This is a genomic window from Paenibacillus tuaregi, assembly GCF_900086655.1.
In the GTDB taxonomy this organism is placed as follows: Bacteria; Bacillota; Bacilli; order Paenibacillales; family Paenibacillaceae; genus Fontibacillus; species Fontibacillus tuaregi.
Genome location: NZ_LT575476.1, coordinates 2,203,054 through 2,224,546, shown reverse-complemented (window position 1 = coordinate 2,224,546; position 21,493 = coordinate 2,203,054). Strand labels below are relative to the sequence as shown.

Genomic DNA, 21,493 nt, shown 5'->3' with positions numbered 1-21,493 from the left:
CCGAACAGATCAGTAGGTGTAATCGGATTAACTCCGTTATCATTGATGTCGATACAGACAATGAGGCTGTACCCTGCAAAGGATCAGCGAATTAGGGTGGTACCACGAACAACTCTCGTCCCTTACTACGGTAGTAGTATGCGGTCGGGGGTTTTTATTTATGATTCCCCTTTGACGCGCTGCTGCTATAATGAGATGAAGAACGTATTATGAGGATATCGTCACTATGACGGACCTTTTAATTATATTACGCTTTCAATTTCTAGGAGGAGGAAATCAACATGTTTAAGGTGTTAGTATCGGATCCGATCAGTGATCTCGGAATCCAGCAGCTCGTGGAAGCAGACGATGTCGTAGTAGAGAAAAAGACGGGGCTTACTGAGGATGAACTCATCCGCATTATTCCCGAATACGACGCGCTTCTGGTCCGCAGCCAAACGACGGTTACAGAGAAAATCATGGCCGCAGGCACCCGTCTCAAAGTCGTGGGTCGTGCCGGTGTCGGGGTTGACAACATTAATCTTGAGGCAGCCACCCAGCGCGGGATTATAGTCATTAATGCTCCTGACGGGAATACCATCACCACCTGTGAGCATGCCTTTGCCATGATGATGGCGCTTGCCCGTCATATCCCGCAGGCTTATGCCAAGACCATTGGCGGAACGTGGGACCGCAAATCCTTCCTGGGGGTTGAACTTCGCAACAAAACCCTGGGCGTACTTGGAATGGGACGTATCGGAAGCGAAGTAGCCAAGCGTGCCAAGGCTTTCGGAATGGATATTTTGGGTTACGATCCGTTTCTTACCCAAGATCGTGCCGAGAAGATGGGTGTGAAGCTGGCCACTGTTGATGATATTGTAAGAAACGCTGATTTCATCACGGTCCACACACCGCTGACTCCAGAAACCCGCGGCATGATTTCCGCACCTCAGTTCGCAGTCATGAAGAAAGGTATGCGCATTGTAAACTGTGCCCGTGGCGGCGTTATTGACGAGTTGGCTCTTGTGGATGCGATTAATGAAGGCATTGTGGCCGGAGCTGCTTTTGACGTATTCGAGAACGAGCCTCCGCAGCCGGATCACCCGTTCCTTAACAATCCGAAAATTATCGTGACTCCTCACCTTGGTGCATCCACCGTGGAAGCACAGGAAAATGTGGCCATCGATGTGTCGGAACAGGTTCTGCATATCTTAAGAGACGAGCCATTCAAGAACGCCGTGAATATGCCGCCTGTAGCCGCAAGTGTCATGAATCAGCTCCAGCCTTACTTCTCCCTAGGTGAGAAGCTGGGGACGATCGCTGCCCAGATCAATAACGAGGCGGTTAAAGAGATTGTTGTGGACTATGCAGGCGAATTGTCCGATGTGGACACTCAACCGCTTACCCGTTATATCGTAAAAGGCATTCTGTCCCGTCACTTCGGCAATGATGTGAACATCGTCAATTCGATGCACCTTGCCAAGGCCAGAGAAATCAACGTGGTCGTATCGAAAACGTCCGCAGCCAAAGGGTTTACGAACCTGATTAGTGTAAGCCTGAAACTTCAGAGCGGCGATGAGCGCCGGGTAGCTGGTACTCTGCTCTCAGGTTACGGCGACCGGGTTGTTCAGATCAACAAATTCCCGGTAGACATCGAACCAAAAGGAAACCTGATCTACATCTCCCACAACGATAAACCGGGGATTATCGGCAAAGTGGGAACCCTGCTTGGGAACAACGATGTCAATATTGCGGTTATGCAAGTAGGCCGTAAAATCGTCGGCGGAGAAGCGATCATGGTGCTTACCGTAGATAAGGCTGTATCCAAGGAAGTACTTGATCAGTTGACCAAGCTTCCTGAAATTAACACAGCCCAGGAAATCGTACTTTCTTAAGTCTTAATAAGATTACGCCGATCTAACGGCAGACACAAAGAACCTCCAACCACAGCCTGTGGATTGGAGGTTCTTTGTGTTTGAGTTGAATGATCATTGGCCTTGCAGGAGGCCGTGAGCCTAGCCTTCCCTTCTCTTGTTCCACGTTGAACAAGATTTATCAACGCCATTCAACAAAATACAGTGATTATTTCAGGTTTGTTATTCATATTGCTTCCTTTCGACAGGGAGGTGTAGCTGGAATGTTGTACCCTTACCTACCTCACTCACCGCGCTGATCGTGCCGTGATGGGCCTCCACAATGTTCTTCACAATGGCAAGCCCAAGTCCAGTGCCCCCGGACTCTTCGCGCACTCTGGCTTTATCCGCCTTATAAAAACGTTCAAAAATGAACGGGAGATCGTCCGGCGGAATCCCGGCACCTTCATCCTTGATATCCACATGAATTTCCTGGCTGCCCCGGCTGCTGCTGACTCGGGCAGCCGAGATCTCAATCCGCTTGCCTCCAGGCGTATGTCTAAAGGCATTGTCAAGCAGATTCGTCAGCACCTGCTCCAGCCTGTCCTCGTTCCCCTCCTCAATTACAAGCGATTCCTGCGCACAGCTAAGGACGAGATCAATCTCCCGATCTTTGGCCCTCACGCTGAATTTACGATATACCCTTTCCAGCAGCTCTTTGAAATCCAACGGCCGCATCACAATATCCGTATGCCCGGCTTCCATACGGGCAAGGTCCAGCAAATCCTTGACCAGCCTTCCCATCCGCAGCGATTCATCATGAATAACTTGAATGAGCTCTTCGCTTTCCTCAGGAGATGCAGCCATGCCGTCAAGCAGAGCCTCACTGTAGCCCTGCATCATGGAAAGCGGGGTACGAATCTCGTGGGACACATTGGCAACGAAGTCCCGGCGCATCTTCTCAAGGCGCACTTCTTCAGTCACGTTTCGCAGAACAGCCACAGCTCCCCGCACGTCCCCGTCTGAGGCCAGTGGAGCCATATGCACCGACCAGACATTTTGTTTAACGTGAATGTTCATACTGTGATCACCACCCTCGCTAAGAAGGCGATGGAACATGGGAAGAAGAGGCTCGGGTACACGGGATCTGCCCGGATGTAAGGTTGCGGTATGCGCCTCGGTCTCCTGATCCTCTCCAAGAGAACTCCAGGATTGCATGATGGCGTCTCCCGGTGGGTTCGTTAGAATGACCGATCCTTCTATATCCATGGTAATTACCGCGTCATTCATACTCCGCAGCACACTGGACAAGTGCTCCTTCTCATGATTGAGACTGCGGATGGTATTCTCAAGCTCTTCGGCCATATGGTTGAAGGAGTTCGCGAGTTCCCCGATTTCATCACTTGTCCGCAGGGACAACCTGGTGTCGTATCTCCCCTTGCGAACCGAATCAGCAGCCCGGATGAGCTGCTGCATGGGAAGGGTTATTTTGTTAAACAGCAAAAGTGCAAAGAACGTGGTCATCGAAAAACCAATCATAGAGACAAGGGTAAACAGCTTCTTAATCGCACCGGAATTTGTAAAATTGGTATCGATATAAGGGAGCAGGAAAAGTCCCATAATGATCAGGACACTGGCAACCAGGCATATGATCGTGATCCACAGCTTACCGACGAGCGTTCTCCAGAATCTTTTCACCTATTTAGCCACCTCAAGCTTGTAGCCTACACCCCATACCGTGGTGATCATGGCTGCCGATTCAGGTGACACCTTGTTCAGCTTCTCTCTGAGACGCTTAACATGCGTATCCACCGTACGGAGATCCCCAAAGAACTCATAATTCCATACATCCTTAAGCAATTCTTCACGGGAGAATACTTTATCCGGCGATACAGCCAGGTAATGTAGCAGCTCATATTCCTTCGGTGTAAGGCTTACCTCGTGCCCGCTGGCCGTTACCCGGTGGGCATCATGCTCAATCACCAAATTCGGGAATACGATATTGTTGCTTGTCCCGCTTTCTTTGGACAGATAGGCAGTCGCAGATGATCTTCGAAGAATGGCCTTAACCCGGTAAATCACCTCACGCGGGCTAAACGGCTTCACGACATAATCGTCAGCCCCAACTTCAAAGCCTTGAACCCGGTTGATCTCCTCACCTTTGGCGGTAAGCATTAGAACCGGTGTGGATTTAACCTGTCTAAGCCGGTTGCAGACCTCCACCCCATCTATACCGGGAAGCATAACGTCCAGCAAAATAAGGCCGTAGTCTCCTGCACTAGCTTTACGCAGTGCAGTCTCCCCGTCTTCCGCTTCGTCAATTTCATAGCCTTCCTTCTCCAGGTACATCTTGAGCAGACGGCGGATACGTTCCTCATCGTCTACAACCAGAATGCGATTTAATTGATCTGACATCGACAACAACCCCTTTATCATCTTACCTATGGTCTTGTGCGGGACAAAGCCAATTTATCGTTATTATACTATTAATTCGTACCCGCGTAGGAGTGAAGACCTGCGATAACCAAATTGACCCCTACAAGAGTAAACATAATCACAAGGAAGCCAAGAACGGCCAACCAGGAGGCTTTGCGTCCCTGGAATCCGCGGGATAGGCGCAAATGCAGATAAGCGCTGTAATACAGCCAGCTGATAAGAGCCCACACCTCTTTCGGGTCCCATCCCCAGAACCTTCCCCAAGCCTGCTGTGCCCAGATCATGGCGAAGACAAGGGCGCCAAGCGTAAAAATGGGGAACCCAATAGCAATCGCCCGATAGCTGATTTCATCCAGATCATCCGGGTCCAGCCCTTTAAGCAGCGGAGAAACCAGCTTTCCTAGGGGTCTGCGCACAAGCAGGCGAAGCAGCGCATAAATAATGGCGCCTGCAATTACCGACCAGACAATTGTATTCAATTTACGGCCCGCTGTCACGCCTTCAATCCAAGAAGGCGCATGCAGCAGTGGACTGTTCATCCCGAGAAAGCTCTGCATGCTGTCTGTCTTGCTGTTATAAGGCGCTACAATCGGCGGCATATTATAGACAACGGAATCGCTTTTTGTGCTGACCTCAGGGGAAGTCTCGGTTGCTGCCACCACTTGTTCGCTTGAGAAGACGGCTTGATAGCCGGAAGCGCGGAATGCGAATACGACAACGATGAAGCCAATGACAATGACAATGGAGAACATGGTGAACTCCACCCACCATCTCTGGCGGCGGTCAGACTTCTCTCTTCCGTCAAAGTTCACCGTACGCAGCAAATACATGAAGGCTGCCGCAAAACCTACGGCAAAGAAGGACTCACCGGTTGCCGCAAGCGTAACGTGAATATACAGCCAAATGGACTGTAGGGACGGAATCAGCGGCTGCACCTCGGTCGGGAACACCGCTGCGTAAGCCATTACAATAATGGCAATCGGCAGTGCGAACAGGCCAAGCAGCGTTTTACGGTAGATGATAAACACGATCGTAAATGCCACCATGATCATCATCGACAGGAATGACATAAACTCATACATGTTGCTGACAGGAATCCGGCCCGCCGCAGCCCAGCGCGTTCCGAAGTACAGCAGGTGTCCAAGCAAACCTACCGTGGAAATAAAGAAAGAGAGCCGGCCCCACTTGCGCTCATGCTGCACGGGATCGCGGTTTCGCCAGCTTTTTCCGATGACTGAGACCGCAAAAGCAATAAATGAAATACAGTATAAGAAGAAAGAATACATAAATGCCTGTTTACTAATCTCAAGTAAGTCCGCTAAACTCATCCTTTGTTCCTCCCGTTATCCAGTGACTTCTCATCAACTTCGATTCCCATCGTTTTCAAAATGGCAACCACTTCACGGCGCAAGCCAAAGAAGTTCTTTGTGGTGTGTCCACCCAAAGTAAGCTGTCCGTCGTCAATCCGCAGCCAAATCCGGCGGTGTGTCCAATAGAATCCGAGCACAAGGCCTAACATGACGATGGCAAGCCCGGTCCAGACGAATGGCATCGCACGGTCCATGCGGATATTCAGATAACTCGATGCTTTCGAGAAGTCTACGTCGGTCATGTGCTTCACATCGAGTTCAAGCTTCTTCTCTACCCCGCCCAATTTCTCATTAATTAAATCCTGTTGGAAGCGTTCTTTGTCCACTTGTTTAGGAAAATAAAGGTATTGAGCCCCGTCTTTGGGTAGATCCGGACCTTTTACAAGAAAAAGAAATGCCGGAGCATTCGGGTTTGGAGACTTGGATGTCGGTTCCCCATCATCATTTAACATGAAGTCCATAAACTTGTTTTTCAGTTCAAGTGTATAAGGTCCAAGTGTAAAGCTTCGCTGGGGGTTCATCATGTCAAGCTTGAACTTGCCATATTCTTCACCAGTAACTTTATTAACCAGAACCGGCTGAACGGAACGAAGCTTCGGTGTAAGATCAAAGTCATATTGATAAGCAACCAAACCTTTATAATCCAGCGGTTTGTTGACCTCAATATCGTGACGAGTCACTTCTTTCAGCTGGGGGGTCTTGGAAGGATCATTACAATTCGATGTACATTCATACAAAACAGCTTTAGTCTGAAACAGCTTAGCCACAAGTTTGCCCTTGTTCTGAAATTCTTTCGGCAGCTCTTGTTCGGTATAATATTTAACAGTAAACTGTTCATTCTTCAAATAAAAGGTCGTACCGGGAATCCGCTTGATCTCGCCTTCCGGGAAGCTGACATATTCATCCATATGCAGTCCAGGCATTCCGCGGAATAACACCGCCAATAGAAAGATAATGAGTCCGATATGGATGACATAAGGCCCCCAACGGCTGAACCGCTGCTTCTCGGCAAGAAGCGCCGTTCCCTCCGTATGTACCCGGTAGCCCTTCTTCTTGATAACCGGAGCGGCACGCTGAATCCATTCTTCCGCGCTGCCCTCAACCTGCCCCTGATATACAACTCTTTGACGGGTAAGGAACTCCATGTGTTTCTTGATCTTTTGCTTGGAGAGCGCCTTATAGAGGGGCAGCACCCGGTCAAGGCTGCAAATGACAAGCGATGAGCCGATCATGACCAGCAGGAGGATAAACCACCAGGAATTATAGGTGTCCGCAAGTCCAAGCTGATAATAAATACTCCCAAGCGTACCATAAGTGTTCTTGTAATATTCTTCTGGGTTCTGAAGATTAACAAATGTGCTTACCTGGGGGTATATCGTACCAAGCATAGCTCCGAGCAATGTAAGAACGATCAAATAAACAGCGACCTTAACCGATGAGAAGAAATTCCAAACCAAATCGATAATGCCCGGATTGGCCCGTTGGGAGCGCCGGGCAGCCCCATCGTAACGCATCTCCAGAAGCCCGCCGGCTTCACCAAGCTCGATCAGCGGCTTGCCGCAGGCTTCACAGAGTACGGTGCCAACACGGTTCTGGTGTCCGCATTCACATTTCGTATTTTCAATCAACGTGCAGTCCCCTCCTGTCTCATCATGGCTTCACCAACTGGCTGATCTGACTGTCTAGGGTATCCAGATCAAGCTCGCCTTGATGAATGGAGGTGATTTCACCTTTAGCGCTTACAAAAAAAGTCGTGGGAAGAGGCGAGATGTTGTAATCCCGTTGAGCTTCGCTATCCGGATCCAGCAGAACCGGGAAAGTTACTCCGCGGCCCTCGGCAAAATTCTGAACCGTCATCTGATCTTCACCTGCGTTGATCCCGACAACGACTACGCCCTTGTCCTTCCATTTCTCCCACTGATGCTGCAATGCGGGCATTTCCTTCACACAGGGCTTGCACCATGATCCCCAGAAATTAATAACCATGGCCTTGCCTTCGTATTCCTTCAATTGATGTACACGGCCGTCAATACCAAGCAATGAGAAAGAAGGCGCCTTATCGCCTGTCTCCAGCCTGTCGTGGGAACCGAGCACAGCCGAGCTGATCGCATAGCCGCCCAAAATCACGATGAAGAGCAGAATCACGATTTGCACCGGTCGCCTGTATTTCTTCATACCAAAGTAGCTCCCCTTCTAATGACAATGTGATAAATACAGACACACAGCAGTAAATCACGATTTGTGATGTGACATTAGTCATAGCTGATTCTGTATTTATGGACATTCGGTGAATATCCTATGAATATTATATCGAATATCGACACATATTCAGCGCCGTAATTTGAAGATTATGTGACTACTGCCCTTTTCCGTGCTTCTTCTCTTTCTTGGCGCTCCGTTTGAGATCTTCTACTTCTGCCGGGGTCAGATGTCTATATAAACCACGCTTCATATTGCCGAGGTGAAGGTCTCCGAAAGATATTCTCTTCAGCCGTTGAACCGGATGATTAATCGACTCGAACATCCGTCGGACCTGACGGTTTCTGCCCTCATGAATCGTGATCCGGATTGTAGATTCCTTCCCGTCGGGATCAACGTCATAATAATCGACCTCTGCCGGCGCGGTCATACCATCCTCCAGCATGACACCTTTCTTCAGCTTGTCCAGCTCTGTGCCGTGCGGAACCCCTTTAACCGTCGCTAGATACGTCTTAGGCACATGGTGCTTGGGATGGGTAAGCAGGTAAGCAAAGTCCCCGTCATTCGTCAGCAGCAAAAGTCCTTCTGTATCATAATCAAGGCGTCCAACCGGGAATACCCGCTCGTTCACACCTTTTAAATAATCCGTCACGATCTTGCGCCCTTTCGGATCGGAGGCACTGGTAATCACACCTTTCGGCTTGTTGAATACCAGGTACAGCTTCTTCTCGATTCCGATGGCCTTTCCATTAACTGTGATCACATCCACAGCCGGGTCTGCTTTGGTGCCAAGCTCTGTCACCGTCTCCCCGTTCAGCTGTACTTTGCCAGCCAGAATCATTTCCTCGCATTTTCTTCTTGATGCCACTCCGGCCTGGGCCAAAATCTTTTGTAATCTTTCCATGTCTATAAGTCACCTCATCCTAATGATACCCACTAAGGTATAAAATCACAATAGCCCTCCGAAGAGGGCTATCTTAGCTTTACCATTATGGGACATGCTGATTCTTATCAGCCGAACACAAGAAGACATACGGCAATAGCGGCAACAAACCCTATTACGTCCGAGAATAGGCCTACTTTCAAGGCATACATGCCATTTCGGATGCCTACGGCGCCAAAATACACCGTCAGTACATAAAAGGTTGTATCCGTGCTGCCTTGAATAGTGGATGCAATTCGGCCGATCATAGAATCCGGACCATAGGTCTTGATCAAATCGGTGGTAAACGCCAGGGAACCCGTTCCTGTGAGAGGGCGCAGGAAGCCAAGAGGAAGAACTTCCGGCGGCGCGCCCAGCTTGGTCATCAGCGGAGCGATCCACCCGGTAAAGAAATCCATTGCTCCCGAGGCGCGAAATACACTGATCGCCACCATCATGCCGACCAGATGTGGAATAATTCCAATCGCCGTATTGAACCCATCCTTGGCCCCGTCCACAAATGATTCATAGACCGGCACTTTGCGTACAAATGCAAACAAAGGAATGAAGGCAATAATTACCGGAACCGCCCAGTTGGAGAATATATGAATCCAAGTCTGCACCTTGGGTCACCTCTCCGCCGACAAATTTGCGGCTGGCGGGATAACCGGAGGCCTTCTCCTCAAGTACCGGTTTCGGTACCACCGGTCCGCCATAATCGCCGCTAAAGTTGCAATCAGGGTTGCAAGCAGCGTCGGACCCACAATTTCCGCCGGATTTGCGGAATCAAACCCAAGGCGGATGGCAATCAGGGTAGTCGGAATCAAAGTAATACTTGCCGTATTCAGAGCGAGCAGCGTGCACATTGCCGGTGAAGCTGTTTCTTTATGAGGATTAAGTGTCTGTAGTTCCTGCATAGCTCTAATGCCCATTGGCGTTGCTGCATTTCCAAGCCCCAGGATGTTCGCGCTCATATTGGACAGTATGTACCCCATGGCTGGATGATTCTTCGGCACATCCGGGAACAGAAAGGAAACCACAGGTCCTAACAGCTTGGATAATCCACGGACCAAGCCCGATTCCTCAGCCAGCCTCATCATTCCCATCCAGAACACAAGGATGCTGATCAGGCCAAAACAGACGGTAACTCCGGTGGTAGCCCCATCAAATGCGGCTTCGGTCACGATGCCGATATTGCCTTTGGCCGCGGCGAAACCAAAACCGATTAGGATAAAGGCCAGCCAAATCTTGTTTACCATGTTAACTCCTCCCCCATGCTACTCATTTACCTTTTTTAATCAGATTGGATTCTCAGCGCTCCCCTTCCACCTGAGAATGCTTCTGGTCGTCCCCGCTCGAATATACGGGGACGCTTCCAATGGGCTTGTCAGCCAGATAAATTACAATTCGGGCACGGAGCTTGAAATCCGCCGGCTTTGGCGCAATTAACTTCAGCTTTTTGGTGATCATCTGCTCTTCCCCATCCCGCAGCGGATACTTAAAGTTTGCACCTGCATGCCAGCCCTGATGTCCTTCCACCAGTTCCCCCTTCTGTACGATGGACTTCAGCGGATAATTCTTGAAGCCATAATCGAGCAGCTTGGCATGATCATTCCAATCATCTCCGTCGTTTAAAGTCACCACGGCAAGCTGCTGGCTGTTTCTTGTGGCTGAACTTACCAGACAACGGCGGGCTATCTTGGTATAACCCGTTTTGACACCATCGGCTCCTTCATACAGACGGAGCATTTTATTTTTGTTAGCCCACTTATAATCCCAGGGGTCATTCGGGTTCGGCGCCGACTTGACTGGCGTACGAACGATCTCCCGGAAGACAGGATTATGAAGCGCATAGGCAGTTAACTTTGCTAAATCATTAGCAGAAGAATGATGCGTCTTGGCATCGAGACCATGAGGGTTCGAGAAATGCGAGTGTACGAGGCCAAGAGCTCTGGCCTTGGCATTCATTAGGAAGACAAACCCCTCTTCGGAGCCTCCAACATGCTCTGCAATTGCAGTCGCGGCATCATTACCCGAGCGCAGCATCAACCCATATAACAGATTTCTCAAAGTCATCTCTTCACCGAGTTTCAAGTACAGTGACGACCCTTCTTTGGCAAAAGCATTTTTACCGACTTTCACCTTATCATCCAATCTGCCCTGCTCAATAGCGACAATGGCCGTCATGATTTTAGTTAGACTAGCTATTGGCAGAACTTCATCACCTCTGACACTGTACAGCAAACGTCCAGAGGTGACATCAATCAAGGACGCAGCACGGGCATGCGTTCCCGGAACTGAAGGGGTTTCTTGGTTCCTCTCTGCAAAGGCCTCTGACGGCTGCAGGATAAGCACACTGAGCATGGCCGTAAACCAAAGTAGAACCAAAGGCTTGAGTTTGTTCATGTTGAAATTCCTCCGAGTGGGATAAGCCCAAATACTTATACCATAGTATGCGGCTGGACAAGACAGTATGTCCCTTTTTAAGATAGGAAAATCCCCTCCGCTACTGCAGAAGGGATTCGTAATCCAGCGGCGATTAGAGCAGAGTCTGCCCTTGCTGCGTATGTGGAACTTCATTCACAGTGACATTCATTTGACTGGCGGGATAAGCGTTCCCTGTACCTCCCCGTTGTTCACCTAATGTGCGATTGGTGCCCGAGTTCGGGAACAGGGATTGGATTTTATCGATAACGTTTGGAACGGAATCAATAATCTTCTCAACCACATGAGTCTGATTGTCCAGCGGTACAATATGGACTCCCTGCTTGCCAACAACCAGGAATGCAATCGGGTTGATGGATACTCCCCCACCACTGCCGCCTCCGAAAGGCCGGGCCTTGCTTTCACCTGCAGTCTTGTCATGTTCTTCAATATTAAAATCACTTCCTCCAGCCGCAAAACCAAAGCCTACACGGCTGATAGGCAAAATTACACTACCGTCAGGAGTTTCTACAGGCTCACCGACGATTGTATTCACATCTACCATCTCTTTAATATTCTCAAGCGCTGTATGCATCAGCCCTTGAATAGGATGTTCTGCCATTTTTTAACTCCTCCTTTCACTTTTAACACTCGAGCAATTAGCACCAGTCCAGCATATATAGCATATCCACAGCGAATTTCTGCTATACAGGTCATTTTCGTGGTAAAATGCGGCTTCCTCCCATAAATAGGTATCACAAACAGTTCAGGAGGAACCAGCAGCTTTAAATAGAAGGACAAGAGACCAACCAGGCTGTACTTAACTCCCCAGAGAGCCCCTGACAATTGGGCAGTATGAACCGCGTCAGATAAACCCACCTCGGTTGACCAATCCAGATGTTTGACCCTGACCCGCCTAAAGGTTCGCTGCATCCACACTTTCAAGTCATGGGTGGCATCCAGGATCCTATTCCAATTTTCCAGCCAGCCTTCTACTTTATCTTTGTCGATCTGCTGCTCATCTTCCTTATGATGCCCCTTCATCACGTTATCCTGCCGCTGCTGCTTTACCTGAATTCCCTGCTTCAGGTTCTCGAACTTAAGCATGGGAATTTCATATTTGTATTTGAACAAGCCAAATAAAGCCGAAACCTCAAGCAGGATCGTATCATCCTTACTATGCTTATTCACATTCAAAGTCAGCCTGATTCTGGAGATCAAAGCCGCGAAGATCAATAGCAGAAGCAGGAGTATCAAGCCTCCGAGCCAAATCCACACGCGCAACCCTCCATACCCGTTATCAAAATCAGATGCTTTGTTTATTATGTCAGCAGGGGGAGGAAATATTCACTAGTAGTGCAAAAAAAGGACCGCTCCTTGCCGGAGCGGTCCTGATTTATTATTTATCCACATCATCGAAGGTTAACTGCTGCTGTTCCTCAAGCTTCTGGAACAAGAGCTGAGTCTCTTCTTCCAGATTCTCTGTGTTCTCGAACTGTTCCATATCCGGCAGATCCACCAGGCTGCCTAGTCCAAAATAATCTAGAAACGCCTTGGTTGTCCCATACAGGATTGGTCGCCCTATAGCTTCCGCCCGGCCAACCTCTTCAATTAAGTCCTTGTTCACGAGCGTGTGAATTGCCCTCTCCGACTTCACCCCGCGAATCTCCTCAATCTCTACCCGGGTAATCGGCTGTCTGTAGGCGATAATCGATAGGGTCTCAAGTGCAGCTTGAGACAATGAGGAGCGGGAAGGCGAGTAAGCCAGCTTCTCGAAATAAGGTGCGTGCTCTGGAAGCGTGGCGAGCTGATATCCCCCTGCGATGGCAATAATCTGCAGGCCCCGTCCCTCTTTCTTAAATGATTTCTTCATATCCTTAAGCGCATCCTGAATTACCTCGGCACGCTGGTCCAGTACCTCAGCCAGCTGTTTGACTGTAAGCCCCTCATCCCCGGCCAGGAACAGCAGTCCCTCAATAATCGATTTCAACTTCTGAAAATCCATTCTTGCTTCCTTCCCCTTTCCACTCCATGACAATATCATCAAACAGCTTGTTCTGATAACAGACAATCTGCTTCATCTTCATAAGCTCAAGCACCGCCAGGAACGTTACCACGATTTCATGCCGGTGCATCTCTTCATGCAGCAGCCTGGAGAACAGTACCCGTCCGCCCTTGCCCTGCAGTTCTAGAATGTCCACGACTTCGCGTATCCGGTCTTTAACGGAGATCTCATCCCTCTGAATCCGGGCGACTGTATTACGCTTGACCGCCTTACGGATTGCTTTCTGGAACACGGCAATCAGATCTGCCGCATGAAGCCCTTTTACCGGATTCTCCTGGATTTCAGGCATGAATGGACTGAGATCCTCCGGCTCCTTGGAGAAGATCAGGCTGCGCTCCCATTCCTTATCGTGCAGATGCTCTGCAATGCCTTTATATTTGCGGTATTCAATCAGCTTGCGGATCAGCTCATCGCGCGGGTCTTCCTCTTCTTCATAATAATTATAATCTTCCTCTATTTCGATAACGGGCGGTTTTGGAAGCAGCTGCTTGCTCTTCATGGAGAGCAGCGTTGCGGCCATGACCAGGAATTCGCTTGTGATCTCAAGTTCCAGCTCCTGCATGCTGTTCAAATAGGCTAAATATTGATCTGTAATTTCACTAATGGATATTTGATGGATATCGATCTCTGCTTTATCAATAAGGTGCAGCAGCAGATCCAGCGGCCCCTCAAAGGTCTCCAGCTTGTAAAGTACTGTCACTTGTTGCTCCTCCGCCCGAATAAATAAAAATGTAGTACCATTATAACGGTACTACATTAAATAAGCACTATTTTAGCTGTTTCGTCAAGTTTGCCATTTCAATTGCTGCGGCCGCAGCCTCCCAGCCTTTATTACCTGCCTTGGTGCCTGCCCGCTCAATCGCCTGCTCGATGCTTTCTGTAGTAAGAACCCCGAAAATCGTTGGAATCCCAGTCTTAAGGCTGATCGAGGCTACACCCTTGGCCACCTCGTTGCATACATAATCATAATGGGAGGTTGATCCCCGAATCACCGTACCCAGGGTAATTACTGCGTCATATTTGCCGCTCTCTGCCAATTTCTGGGCAACCAACGGAATCTCAAATGCGCCCGGCACCCAGGCCACATCGACTTCCTCATCTTTCACGCCATGACGCTTCAGGGCATCCTGTGCTCCACCAAGCAGCTTGCTGGTAATAAATTCATTAAATCTGCCTACTACAATTGCATATCTAAGACCTTCCGATACTAAATTTCCTTCAAAGATGTTTCCCATTTCCAGATCAGCCTCTCTCTAGGTTTATATTATTGATTTGCGGATTCATTTTGTTCCAGGTCATCAAATTTCAGCAGGTGTCCAAGCTTTGCCTGCTTGGTGTGCAGATATCCCGTGTTGTCCACATTCTCTTTCATTTGAATCGGAACCCGTTCAACTACGCGCAGACCGTAGCCTTCAAGTCCTTTAATCTTCTTAGGATTGTTCGTCATCAGTCGAATTTCCCGGATTTCAAGATCCCTGAGGATTTGAGCTCCAATCCCATAGTCCCTCAGATCTGCCGCAAATCCCAGCTTCAAATTCGCATCAACGGTATCCAGCCCCTCCTCCTGGAGCTTATAAGCTTTCAGCTTATTGATCAGTCCAATTCCCCGGCCTTCCTGACGCATATAGAGCAGCACTCCGCTGCCGGCCTCCTCAATTTGCCTTAATGCCGCTTCGAATTGGGGACCGCAGTCACAGCGGTGGGAGTGGAACACATCTCCAGTCAGGCATTCAGAATGCACCCGTACGAGCACCGGCTTGCTGCTGTCTAGATTTCCTTTGACAAGGGCGACATGTTCTTTCTGATCCACTTCATTAGAGTAGGCCACGGCCTTGAACACTCCATAATCTGTTGGCATCCGTACTTCCACTTCACGCTGAACAAGCTTCTCCTTGGCATTGCGGTACGCAATCAAGTCCTTGATGCTGATCAGCTTAAGCTGATGCCGCTTGGCGATTTGCACCAGGTCTGGCAATCTTGCCATCGTTCCGTCTTCCTTAATTACTTCGCAGATGACCCCTGCCGGATAAGCTCCTGCAAGAATCGCCAAATCCACCGCAGCCTCTGTGTGCCCTGCTCTGCGTAGGACGCCGCCTTTCTTGGCAATCAGCGGGAACATGTGTCCAGGTCTGCGAAAGTCAGCAGGCTTGGCATCAGGGTCCATCAATCCTTGAATAGTGACCGAGCGCTCATAGGCCGAAATGCCGGTTGTGGTGTCTTTATGATCCACCGAAACGGTAAAAGCCGTTCCGTGAAAGTCTGTATTCTGGGCTACCATAGGCTTAAGATCGAGCTCTTCCGCACGCTCCTGACTGATCGGAACACAGACCAGGCCACGGCCTTCTGTAATCATAAAGTTGATCACCTCCGGAGTGGCCTTTTCCGCTAAGGCAATAAAGTCACCCTCGTTTTCCCGGTCCTCATCATCAACAACGATCACCACCTTCCCTTGCTGCAAATCACGAAGGGCATCCTCTACTAAATCAAGCTGTATTTCCATGGCTACCTTCCCCCTTATGACATAAGTTCCTCAGGCAAATCCATTCTCCACCAGGAGCTTCAAATCCACAGAAGAACGTTCCTTTGGCTTATCCGGTTCATGCTTCCCTCCGCCTAAACCCAGCAGGTGTTCGACATACTTGCCGATAACATCACATTCAAGATTCACCGTATCTCCCGTCCGTTTGAGCGCAAGGGCCGTTTCTGCCAGTGTGTGCGGGATGACCGACACCGTAAATGCTCCAGCTGACGACTGGACAACGGTCAGGCTAATTCCATCCACTGTAATTGAGCCTTGGGGGATAATATATTTAAAAATCCGCCCTTCCTCCGGGGCAATCTCGTAAACCACCGCGTTTTGGTCTCTTGATATGCCGGTGATTGTCCCGGTCCCATCTACATGTCCCTGTACAATATGTCCGCCAAACCTTCCGCCTGCGGCCATTGCCCGCTCCAGATTGATGCGTGATCCTGTCTTCAGCTCCCTTAGATTGGTATGCCTGTAAGTCTCCGGCATCACATCTACCGTAAAGGATGATCCTCCGTAAGAAGTCGCTGTGAGACAAACCCCATTTACCGCGATGCTGTCACCAAGCTTTAAATCACTCAAAATCACCTTAGCCTGGATATCCAGCACCATAGCTTCACCTTTACGCTGAATAGATTTCAGCGTGCCTACCTCTTCAACCAACCCTGTGAACATAGGTCATCCGCCCCTTCCATCTATGCAGCTATTATCTGTACCTAAGAATCAGACCATACTGGTGTCCCGGTAATAAGCATGTTATCCTCCAGAACCTCCACGCTAATTCCATCCAATTTCACGGCATCCTTCATCAGTTCAGGACCCTCAAACGAGAAATTGCCCGGTGAAGCCGTACCGCCGATTAGCTTTGGCGCCATAAACATATAAACCTCGTCCACTAACCGCTGAGTAATCAAGGAGCCGTTAAGCCGACCTCCACCCTCGGCCAGAATTGAGGAAATACCTGCATCGGCCAGCATCTTCATGGCAGCCCTCAGATCAACCTGCGGACCCTTTCCACATTCGAAGACTCGGATACCTTCGTCCTCAAAAGCCTTTTTTCGGCCCGGATCAGCAAGCTTGGTCGTCAAAAATAGGGTATTCTCCGGGTTAGCCTTGACCACCTTGGCATGATCCGGGGTCCTTAAGCGTGAATCTACAATGATACGAACCGGTGACAGGCCCGGAACAGATAACCGGGTTGTAAGTTCAGGATCATCGGCAATCACAGTCTCTACACCAACCATAATTCCCCGGTGCTGGTGCCTTAAGACATGGACATATTCCCTTGCCAGAGCATTTGTGATCCACTTGCTGTCACCTGAGCGGGAAGCGATCTTGCCGTCAAGCGTGCTGGCACTTTTTAGAGTTACAAACGGCAGCCCGGTGGTGATAAACTTAATAAACTTTTTGTTTAACCTTTTGGCCCGGTCTTCAAGAACTCCCACATCTACCTTGATCCCATGGGTTCTCAACATCCCGGTACCGCTTCCCGCTACCTTGGGATTGGGGTCTTCACATGCAATCACCACTCTGGCAACTTGTTCAGTTATAAGACGTCTGCTGCAGGGAGGAGTAAGACCATAATGGCTGCAGGGCTCTAGCGTCACATATACCGTGCTTCCCTTTGCCTGTTCTCCCGCCATATTCAGCGCGTGCACTTCCGCATGGGCAGTCCCCTGCTTAAGGTGGGTGCCTATCCCCACAATAGCTCCGTCTTTAACCACAACCGCACCAACGACAGGATTAGACCCTGTCTGCCCTAACGCCTTTTCCGCCATGTCCAGAGCAAGCGACATATAAAACTCGTCATTCATCCTTTCCAAGAAACAAACACCCTCCTTTCCCCAGCCTGGTGCCTAAATAAACGGTGTTTACGGTCTAAATCAACATAGAAAAACCCCAAACGGAAAATATCCGATGGGGTTAATGAGAGTTGTATTCAGCGAAACCAAAGTAACTCAAATATAAGCAGACCACGCTTTTAAAGAACAGAAAATCATCCCTTTATGCAGCAAGGTTAGATTCGTTCTGCACTAAATACGGGTTGCCCAAAAAAGTTACCTTAAAAAGCCCTTATAAGCCTAGGCTTAAAATTGCGTTCCGCGTTCTCCTTCTCCCATCCAGACTATACTGTCGGTCCCGGAGTTGCACCAGGTCAGCCGATGCGCATACACTTGCACACCGGGTCACGGACTGAGGTGTCATGAATACACCATCACCGCCGGTAGGGAATTTCACCCTGCCCCGAAGGATAAAACACTTATGATGCTGCCTTACTGTCATATCATAAACCAAAGCTGATGCACTGATTTAGGATTGCTGCAAGAATAACACAGCAAAAATAAAAAAACAACATAAGATGTTAAACAAAATAAATAATTAAAATTCATATATTTATTTATAAAATTGTATTTTACACAGCATAAACACGGAATAATTAGGCTTCCCGTCATCATCTGTAATGAAGATTTCTCCAAATTCAAATAGATCGCGGTTCGTTAAATCTCTTCGAACCTCATACAGTTTGCCTTCTGTTACTCTGCATCCTTTGAATAACACCTGCTTAATACCCACATACTTGGCTTCATTCTCCTTGGTCGTCGCCATTAACTTGAACTGTTCAACAATCTGATCGGGCATTCTCCACCTAACACCTCTCGTCTATAATATAAATATATTTACTTTATAAAAGTATCATTTTGCTACTTTAGTGTCAATAAATTATACAGAAGAATAAGACCCGCTTATTCTTCTGTATAAAGTTTATTAATTGTATTCAAATTCAGGAAATCCCTGGTTAAACGGGTTGTAATTTTCGAATCGACTCTAAACTGTCTGCACACCTCGACAACCTCTTCCCTTTCCAGCTTCCCGGATTGGTTCACAAGTTGTTTAGCCATCCATAACATGCCAGATTTCTTTATATTCATTGGAGTAAGATGCGGATAGTCAAACCATTCGCCAATATTCGTAATTCTTCTTGACACCAAATGACTGTTCGCCCGGCCATACTCCTTGGTATTCATCTTTACGGCTCTAAACACGAACTCGTTATCGATCAGTTCCCCATCTTTTGCTTTGAGATTAACATCAGGATTACCGTTGTTTTTATGATATATCGTTTCATTAGCCGCACTGAACAGCATATTCATCAGCCGGGAAGATACCGGAATCACCCGAGACTGCAACTCCCCTGACGCCGCAGCATTTCTAACCATCAAATTGTTCGAATCCCGGTCAATATCCTTTTTCAGTATATTTAAAATTTCGGAGTAGCCGTTCCCCATAATCCCCTCAAACAAACACTGTACCAGAGCAGAATCTTGGAAATTAACAAGTCCGCCTGTAAGCCTCTCAATCTCTCTCTTGGTGAAGAACATCTTGACTGAAGTATCCACAAATTTTCTAATAAATGAATCGCTCATCACCGTCTCCAAAGGATTTACATTATCTTTCCTCAAATCCTCTTGAATTGCCCATCTTATGTAGGCCCTTATAATCGATAACGCATCATTGCTGGAGGTCATTGTAGTTGGGGCAAGGAAATTCATGAACTGCTCGATTTCGGCAATATTAAAATCATACAGGTCTTTGTTCAATTGCTCCTCAATGTAAGAGGCTCTTTTTAAAATCCGTGAGTAAACGATATAGGTTCTTTCAGTTAGCCCCTTCAGATACCTCGTCTTTTGTTCCTCATTGTAGAACACATTATCATAGACACTGTTCACCTAAAGCTCACTCCCCACTTTATCCTGGAAATACTTGATCACCGAATTTCTTATTTTGCTGTTATTAATCCCTCTTCTGTCATGCAGCAGTTCATCAAGCTTCTCCTCCCTGAAATCCATGCTCTCGATAAAAGATTTAAGTTCAGCAAGTGAACGCCGGGTATCCGTGAAATGTTTGGCTATTACAATATAACCCAGAAAGATCAAAGGGTGATTCCTATTCGTGTTCCGGTACGCCTCTGGCTTACCCAAGAACTCATCCACAAAAGACCCGGCCAGATAATCAAAAAAGGTAATCAGGTTATCGGCAACTTCCTTGGCCTCCAGCTTACTCTTGGGATTATATACCGAGTCCACGCCAAAAGACATAATATCAAAGGTGGTCAGCTGACCCGCGATTTCGCTAATTTTTGACGCGGAGGCGATTTTTCCACGCAAATCAGATTTTTTCTGAATATCCCTGACGACAAGGTCTGAAAATTTCTCCTGTTTTAATTCCTTCAGCCTTTCCTTCTTGACCGTATTTACCGTATTAATCTGCCCAAAATATTTCTTCGCCGTTTCCGTATCATAAGATCGTACAGAAAGAATCATTTCAAGATCCAACTCTGGATTTATGGCCAAAGCCCTTACTCCACCCTGCAGCCGGTGAAAGCCATCCAGAATGGAAATCGTTGCCCCGCTAAGAATTTTGAGTGTTTGGGTATTTGGGTTATAGTCCAGGGCTTCCAAGTCTTCAGAATACACATTTAAAGTGATCATATCCTCAAGATACGTTTCGCTCAGCATACTCTTGGCAATATCCTTCACACTCTTCATATTGAGATCCGGCACAGGTACGACGCCTTCTTTTCCCCGTTTATACTTGGGACTCCGCTGTGTCTCATAATCATATACAATCAGTTGCGAGTGGAACAGACTCACCAGAAAAGACATCTTTACCTTGGTTATATAACTGTCCGGCAGAATCGAAATGACGTTCTCCATGGTCACAGGCAGTTCAACCCGGCTGCTTGACGGTCTCTCTGCGATGGATTCCAGAGAAACCCTGAGTTCCTTCTCCGTAAACCAGTCCCCAGGATTAATTTGGGCATCATTTGTCACATCAAACAAAACAACGGTTAGAATGCACAGCAATGGCATCTCCACCGAAGAGAGCGGTTTAATTCCTTTGGAGATCTCATCAAATACCCCAATCGGAACTCCTTTATTACTCAATCTTTTATTGACATCCAAAACTTTCTTCCTCGAAAGTTTAATTTCCTTTATCATTTCATGAAGGTAAAATTCTAAGTCTTGCCTATCTTTTCTCAAAGAACCACCCCATCTACAATTCTGACCCTGCTTAAGTGAGTTATAACATAAATATATTATATTATTTTTGTTTGTATGAATATACTTATTTTATAAACAAAATAAAAAACACTCATTTATCATCAAATGAGCGTCGATTTTTTACTGGGCAACATTTCGTATTTTAATATTAACTCCATCATTTGATCTTCAGGATTCCGCATATGAAGCCAATACATCTGCTCAGCAGTCATACCTGAACTTGCGAATCTGTGCATTTTCCCAGGCTGTATGTGCTCCTGCAGCATATTTTCCAGCGCTAAAATTGGGGCACTTCCATAGTCCGCCAAGAATTGTTCAAGCGATAGCGTTGTACTTTTCAACCTGCGAAGCCTAATTTCCCATAATAAATCCTTGGCTAATCTCCCCATCATGGTGACGGGATAATTAAATAACATCTGTTTATGCCTAGCTTCTCTAATAAAGTCAATTTTTTGCTGGTCAGATATCAAGAAATAATTTATTAAATTGATAAGTTCTTGTGCCTTAGGATTTAAGCCCAGTTCCTTCAGTACATAAGTATGAGATAGCATATCCATGTATTCCAGCCTCCAAGCGGCCTATCTTTTTTAACTTCAGTAGTTATAATATAATCTACAAAAGGCTGTGAGTCAATTAAAATTAACTCCTAAAGTTA

The 21,493-nt window shown here is 47.7% G+C and carries 22 protein-coding genes, 1 riboswitch and 1 other annotated feature (1 of these 24 cut by a window edge); of the genes, 1 reads left to right on the top strand and 21 read right to left on the bottom strand.

Annotated elements, in window-relative coordinates; all coding sequences use genetic code 11:
* Positions 1-126 (top strand) — a binding site (T-box leader) (it extends 107 nt beyond the left edge of the window).
* A 155-nt stretch (positions 127-281) separates the two neighbouring features.
* Positions 282-1,874, top strand: coding sequence for a phosphoglycerate dehydrogenase (gene serA / locus BN6628_RS10240; protein ID WP_068617046.1), 1,593 nt, complete (start codon positions 282-284; stop codon positions 1,872-1,874).
* A gap of 201 nt (positions 1,875-2,075) precedes the next feature.
* Here serA and BN6628_RS10235 read toward each other — a convergent pair whose 3' ends face one another.
* The 21 genes from BN6628_RS10235 to BN6628_RS10135 form a co-directional block, all read right to left on the bottom strand.
* Positions 2,076-3,530, bottom strand: coding sequence for an ATP-binding protein (locus tag BN6628_RS10235; RefSeq protein WP_068617044.1), 1,455 nt, complete (start codon positions 3,528-3,530; stop codon positions 2,076-2,078).
* A complete protein-coding gene (locus tag BN6628_RS10230; protein WP_068617042.1) occupies positions 3,531-4,247 on the bottom strand; it encodes a response regulator transcription factor in 717 nt (238 codons plus the stop codon).
* A gap of 71 nt (positions 4,248-4,318) precedes the next feature.
* A complete protein-coding gene (gene ccsA / locus BN6628_RS10225) occupies positions 4,319-5,596 on the bottom strand; it encodes a cytochrome c biogenesis protein CcsA (RefSeq protein ID WP_068617039.1) in 1,278 nt (425 codons plus the stop codon).
* Positions 5,593-7,266 carry a cytochrome c biogenesis protein ResB gene (gene resB / locus BN6628_RS10220; protein ID WP_068617038.1) on the bottom strand — a complete coding sequence of 558 codons (1,674 nt, stop codon included), beginning with the start codon at positions 7,264-7,266 and terminating at the stop codon, positions 5,593-5,595. Before resB ends, ccsA begins: the two co-directional genes overlap by 4 nt.
* 22 nt (positions 7,267-7,288) lie before the next feature.
* Positions 7,289-7,813, bottom strand: a complete 525-nt coding sequence (gene resA, locus BN6628_RS10215) for a thiol-disulfide oxidoreductase ResA (protein WP_068617035.1) — start codon at positions 7,811-7,813, stop codon at positions 7,289-7,291.
* Between the two features lie 181 nt (positions 7,814-7,994).
* Entirely contained in the window at positions 7,995-8,741 is a 747-nt protein-coding gene (locus BN6628_RS10210; protein WP_068617033.1) for a pseudouridine synthase, read from the bottom strand.
* Between the two features lie 107 nt (positions 8,742-8,848).
* The gene (locus BN6628_RS10205; protein WP_068617032.1) at positions 8,849-9,382 is read right to left on the bottom strand and encodes a spore maturation protein; all 534 of its coding nucleotides are present in this window, start codon (positions 9,380-9,382) and stop codon (positions 8,849-8,851) included.
* A gap of 6 nt (positions 9,383-9,388) precedes the next feature.
* On the bottom strand, positions 9,389-10,018 hold the full coding sequence (locus tag BN6628_RS10200) for a nucleoside recognition domain-containing protein (RefSeq protein WP_068617030.1): 630 nt from the start codon (positions 10,016-10,018) through the stop codon (positions 9,389-9,391).
* A 52-nt stretch (positions 10,019-10,070) separates the two neighbouring features.
* Positions 10,071-11,165 carry a D-alanyl-D-alanine carboxypeptidase family protein gene (locus tag BN6628_RS10195; RefSeq protein ID WP_082926869.1) on the bottom strand — a complete coding sequence of 365 codons (1,095 nt, stop codon included), beginning with the start codon at positions 11,163-11,165 and terminating at the stop codon, positions 10,071-10,073.
* A gap of 133 nt (positions 11,166-11,298) precedes the next feature.
* Entirely contained in the window at positions 11,299-11,805 is a 507-nt protein-coding gene (ytfJ, locus tag BN6628_RS10190) for a GerW family sporulation protein (RefSeq protein WP_082926868.1), read from the bottom strand.
* The gene (locus tag BN6628_RS10185) at positions 11,778-12,461 is read right to left on the bottom strand and encodes a DUF2953 domain-containing protein (RefSeq protein ID WP_068617028.1); all 684 of its coding nucleotides are present in this window, start codon (positions 12,459-12,461) and stop codon (positions 11,778-11,780) included. Before BN6628_RS10185 ends, ytfJ begins: the two co-directional genes overlap by 28 nt.
* Before the next feature lie 121 nt (positions 12,462-12,582).
* The gene (gene scpB / locus BN6628_RS10180) at positions 12,583-13,188 is read right to left on the bottom strand and encodes an SMC-Scp complex subunit ScpB (RefSeq protein WP_068617026.1); all 606 of its coding nucleotides are present in this window, start codon (positions 13,186-13,188) and stop codon (positions 12,583-12,585) included.
* Complete coding sequence (locus BN6628_RS10175; RefSeq protein WP_068617025.1) at positions 13,157-13,948, bottom strand: segregation and condensation protein A; 792 nt, start codon at positions 13,946-13,948, stop codon at positions 13,157-13,159. Before BN6628_RS10175 ends, scpB begins: the two co-directional genes overlap by 32 nt.
* A 67-nt stretch (positions 13,949-14,015) precedes the next feature.
* The gene (gene ribH, locus BN6628_RS10170) at positions 14,016-14,483 is read right to left on the bottom strand and encodes a 6,7-dimethyl-8-ribityllumazine synthase (protein WP_068617024.1); all 468 of its coding nucleotides are present in this window, start codon (positions 14,481-14,483) and stop codon (positions 14,016-14,018) included.
* Positions 14,484-14,512: 29 nt separating this feature from the next.
* Positions 14,513-15,748: a bifunctional 3,4-dihydroxy-2-butanone-4-phosphate synthase/GTP cyclohydrolase II gene (locus tag BN6628_RS10165; RefSeq protein ID WP_068617022.1), complete on the bottom strand. Its 1,236-nt coding sequence runs from the start codon at positions 15,746-15,748 to the stop codon at positions 14,513-14,515.
* Between the two features lie 30 nt (positions 15,749-15,778).
* A complete protein-coding gene (ribE, locus tag BN6628_RS10160) occupies positions 15,779-16,450 on the bottom strand; it encodes a riboflavin synthase (protein ID WP_068617021.1) in 672 nt (223 codons plus the stop codon).
* A 41-nt stretch (positions 16,451-16,491) separates the two neighbouring features.
* The gene (gene ribD, locus BN6628_RS10155; protein WP_068617020.1) at positions 16,492-17,598 is read right to left on the bottom strand and encodes a bifunctional diaminohydroxyphosphoribosylaminopyrimidine deaminase/5-amino-6-(5-phosphoribosylamino)uracil reductase RibD; all 1,107 of its coding nucleotides are present in this window, start codon (positions 17,596-17,598) and stop codon (positions 16,492-16,494) included.
* A gap of 281 nt (positions 17,599-17,879) precedes the next feature.
* A riboswitch (FMN riboswitch) is annotated at positions 17,880-18,031 on the bottom strand.
* A 138-nt stretch (positions 18,032-18,169) separates the two neighbouring features.
* Complete coding sequence (locus BN6628_RS10150) at positions 18,170-18,415, bottom strand: hypothetical protein (RefSeq protein WP_068617018.1); 246 nt, start codon at positions 18,413-18,415, stop codon at positions 18,170-18,172.
* Between the two features lie 104 nt (positions 18,416-18,519).
* Positions 18,520-19,503, bottom strand: a complete 984-nt coding sequence (locus tag BN6628_RS10145) for a phage lytic cycle repressor MrpR family protein (protein WP_068617017.1) — start codon at positions 19,501-19,503, stop codon at positions 18,520-18,522.
* Positions 19,504-20,721 carry a DNA sulfur modification protein DndB gene (locus BN6628_RS10140; protein WP_157692472.1) on the bottom strand — a complete coding sequence of 406 codons (1,218 nt, stop codon included), beginning with the start codon at positions 20,719-20,721 and terminating at the stop codon, positions 19,504-19,506.
* 218 nt (positions 20,722-20,939) lie between these two features.
* Complete coding sequence (locus BN6628_RS10135; RefSeq protein ID WP_068617015.1) at positions 20,940-21,395, bottom strand: hypothetical protein; 456 nt, start codon at positions 21,393-21,395, stop codon at positions 20,940-20,942.
* Positions 21,396-21,493 lie beyond the last annotated feature (98 nt).

What these genes read in the sequence shown, in the direction of transcription:
- serA (WP_068617046.1), top strand. Translation starts at nt 282, where the DNA reads ATGTTTAAGGTGTTAGTATCGGATCCGATCAGTGATCTCGGAATCCAG.
- BN6628_RS10230 (WP_068617042.1), bottom strand. Translation starts at nt 4,247, where the DNA reads ATGTCAGATCAATTAAATCGCATTCTGGTTGTAGACGATGAGGAACGT.
- ccsA (WP_068617039.1), bottom strand. Translation starts at nt 5,596, where the DNA reads ATGAGTTTAGCGGACTTACTTGAGATTAGTAAACAGGCATTTATGTAT.
- resA (WP_068617035.1), bottom strand. Translation starts at nt 7,813, where the DNA reads ATGAAGAAATACAGGCGACCGGTGCAAATCGTGATTCTGCTCTTCATC.
- BN6628_RS10210 (WP_068617033.1), bottom strand. Translation starts at nt 8,741, where the DNA reads ATGGAAAGATTACAAAAGATTTTGGCCCAGGCCGGAGTGGCATCAAGA.
- BN6628_RS10200 (WP_068617030.1), bottom strand. Translation starts at nt 10,018, where the DNA reads ATGGTAAACAAGATTTGGCTGGCCTTTATCCTAATCGGTTTTGGTTTC.
- BN6628_RS10195 (WP_082926869.1), bottom strand. Translation starts at nt 11,165, where the DNA reads ATGAACAAACTCAAGCCTTTGGTTCTACTTTGGTTTACGGCCATGCTC.
- ytfJ (WP_082926868.1), bottom strand. Translation starts at nt 11,805, where the DNA reads ATGGCAGAACATCCTATTCAAGGGCTGATGCATACAGCGCTTGAGAAT.
- scpB (WP_068617026.1), bottom strand. Translation starts at nt 13,188, where the DNA reads ATGGATTTTCAGAAGTTGAAATCGATTATTGAGGGACTGCTGTTCCTG.
- ribH (WP_068617024.1), bottom strand. Translation starts at nt 14,483, where the DNA reads ATGGGAAACATCTTTGAAGGAAATTTAGTATCGGAAGGTCTTAGATAT.
- BN6628_RS10165 (WP_068617022.1), bottom strand. Translation starts at nt 15,748, where the DNA reads ATGGAAATACAGCTTGATTTAGTAGAGGATGCCCTTCGTGATTTGCAG.
- ribE (WP_068617021.1), bottom strand. Translation starts at nt 16,450, where the DNA reads ATGTTCACAGGGTTGGTTGAAGAGGTAGGCACGCTGAAATCTATTCAG.
- BN6628_RS10150 (WP_068617018.1), bottom strand. Translation starts at nt 18,415, where the DNA reads ATGCCCGATCAGATTGTTGAACAGTTCAAGTTAATGGCGACGACCAAG.
- BN6628_RS10135 (WP_068617015.1), bottom strand. Translation starts at nt 21,395, where the DNA reads ATGGATATGCTATCTCATACTTATGTACTGAAGGAACTGGGCTTAAAT.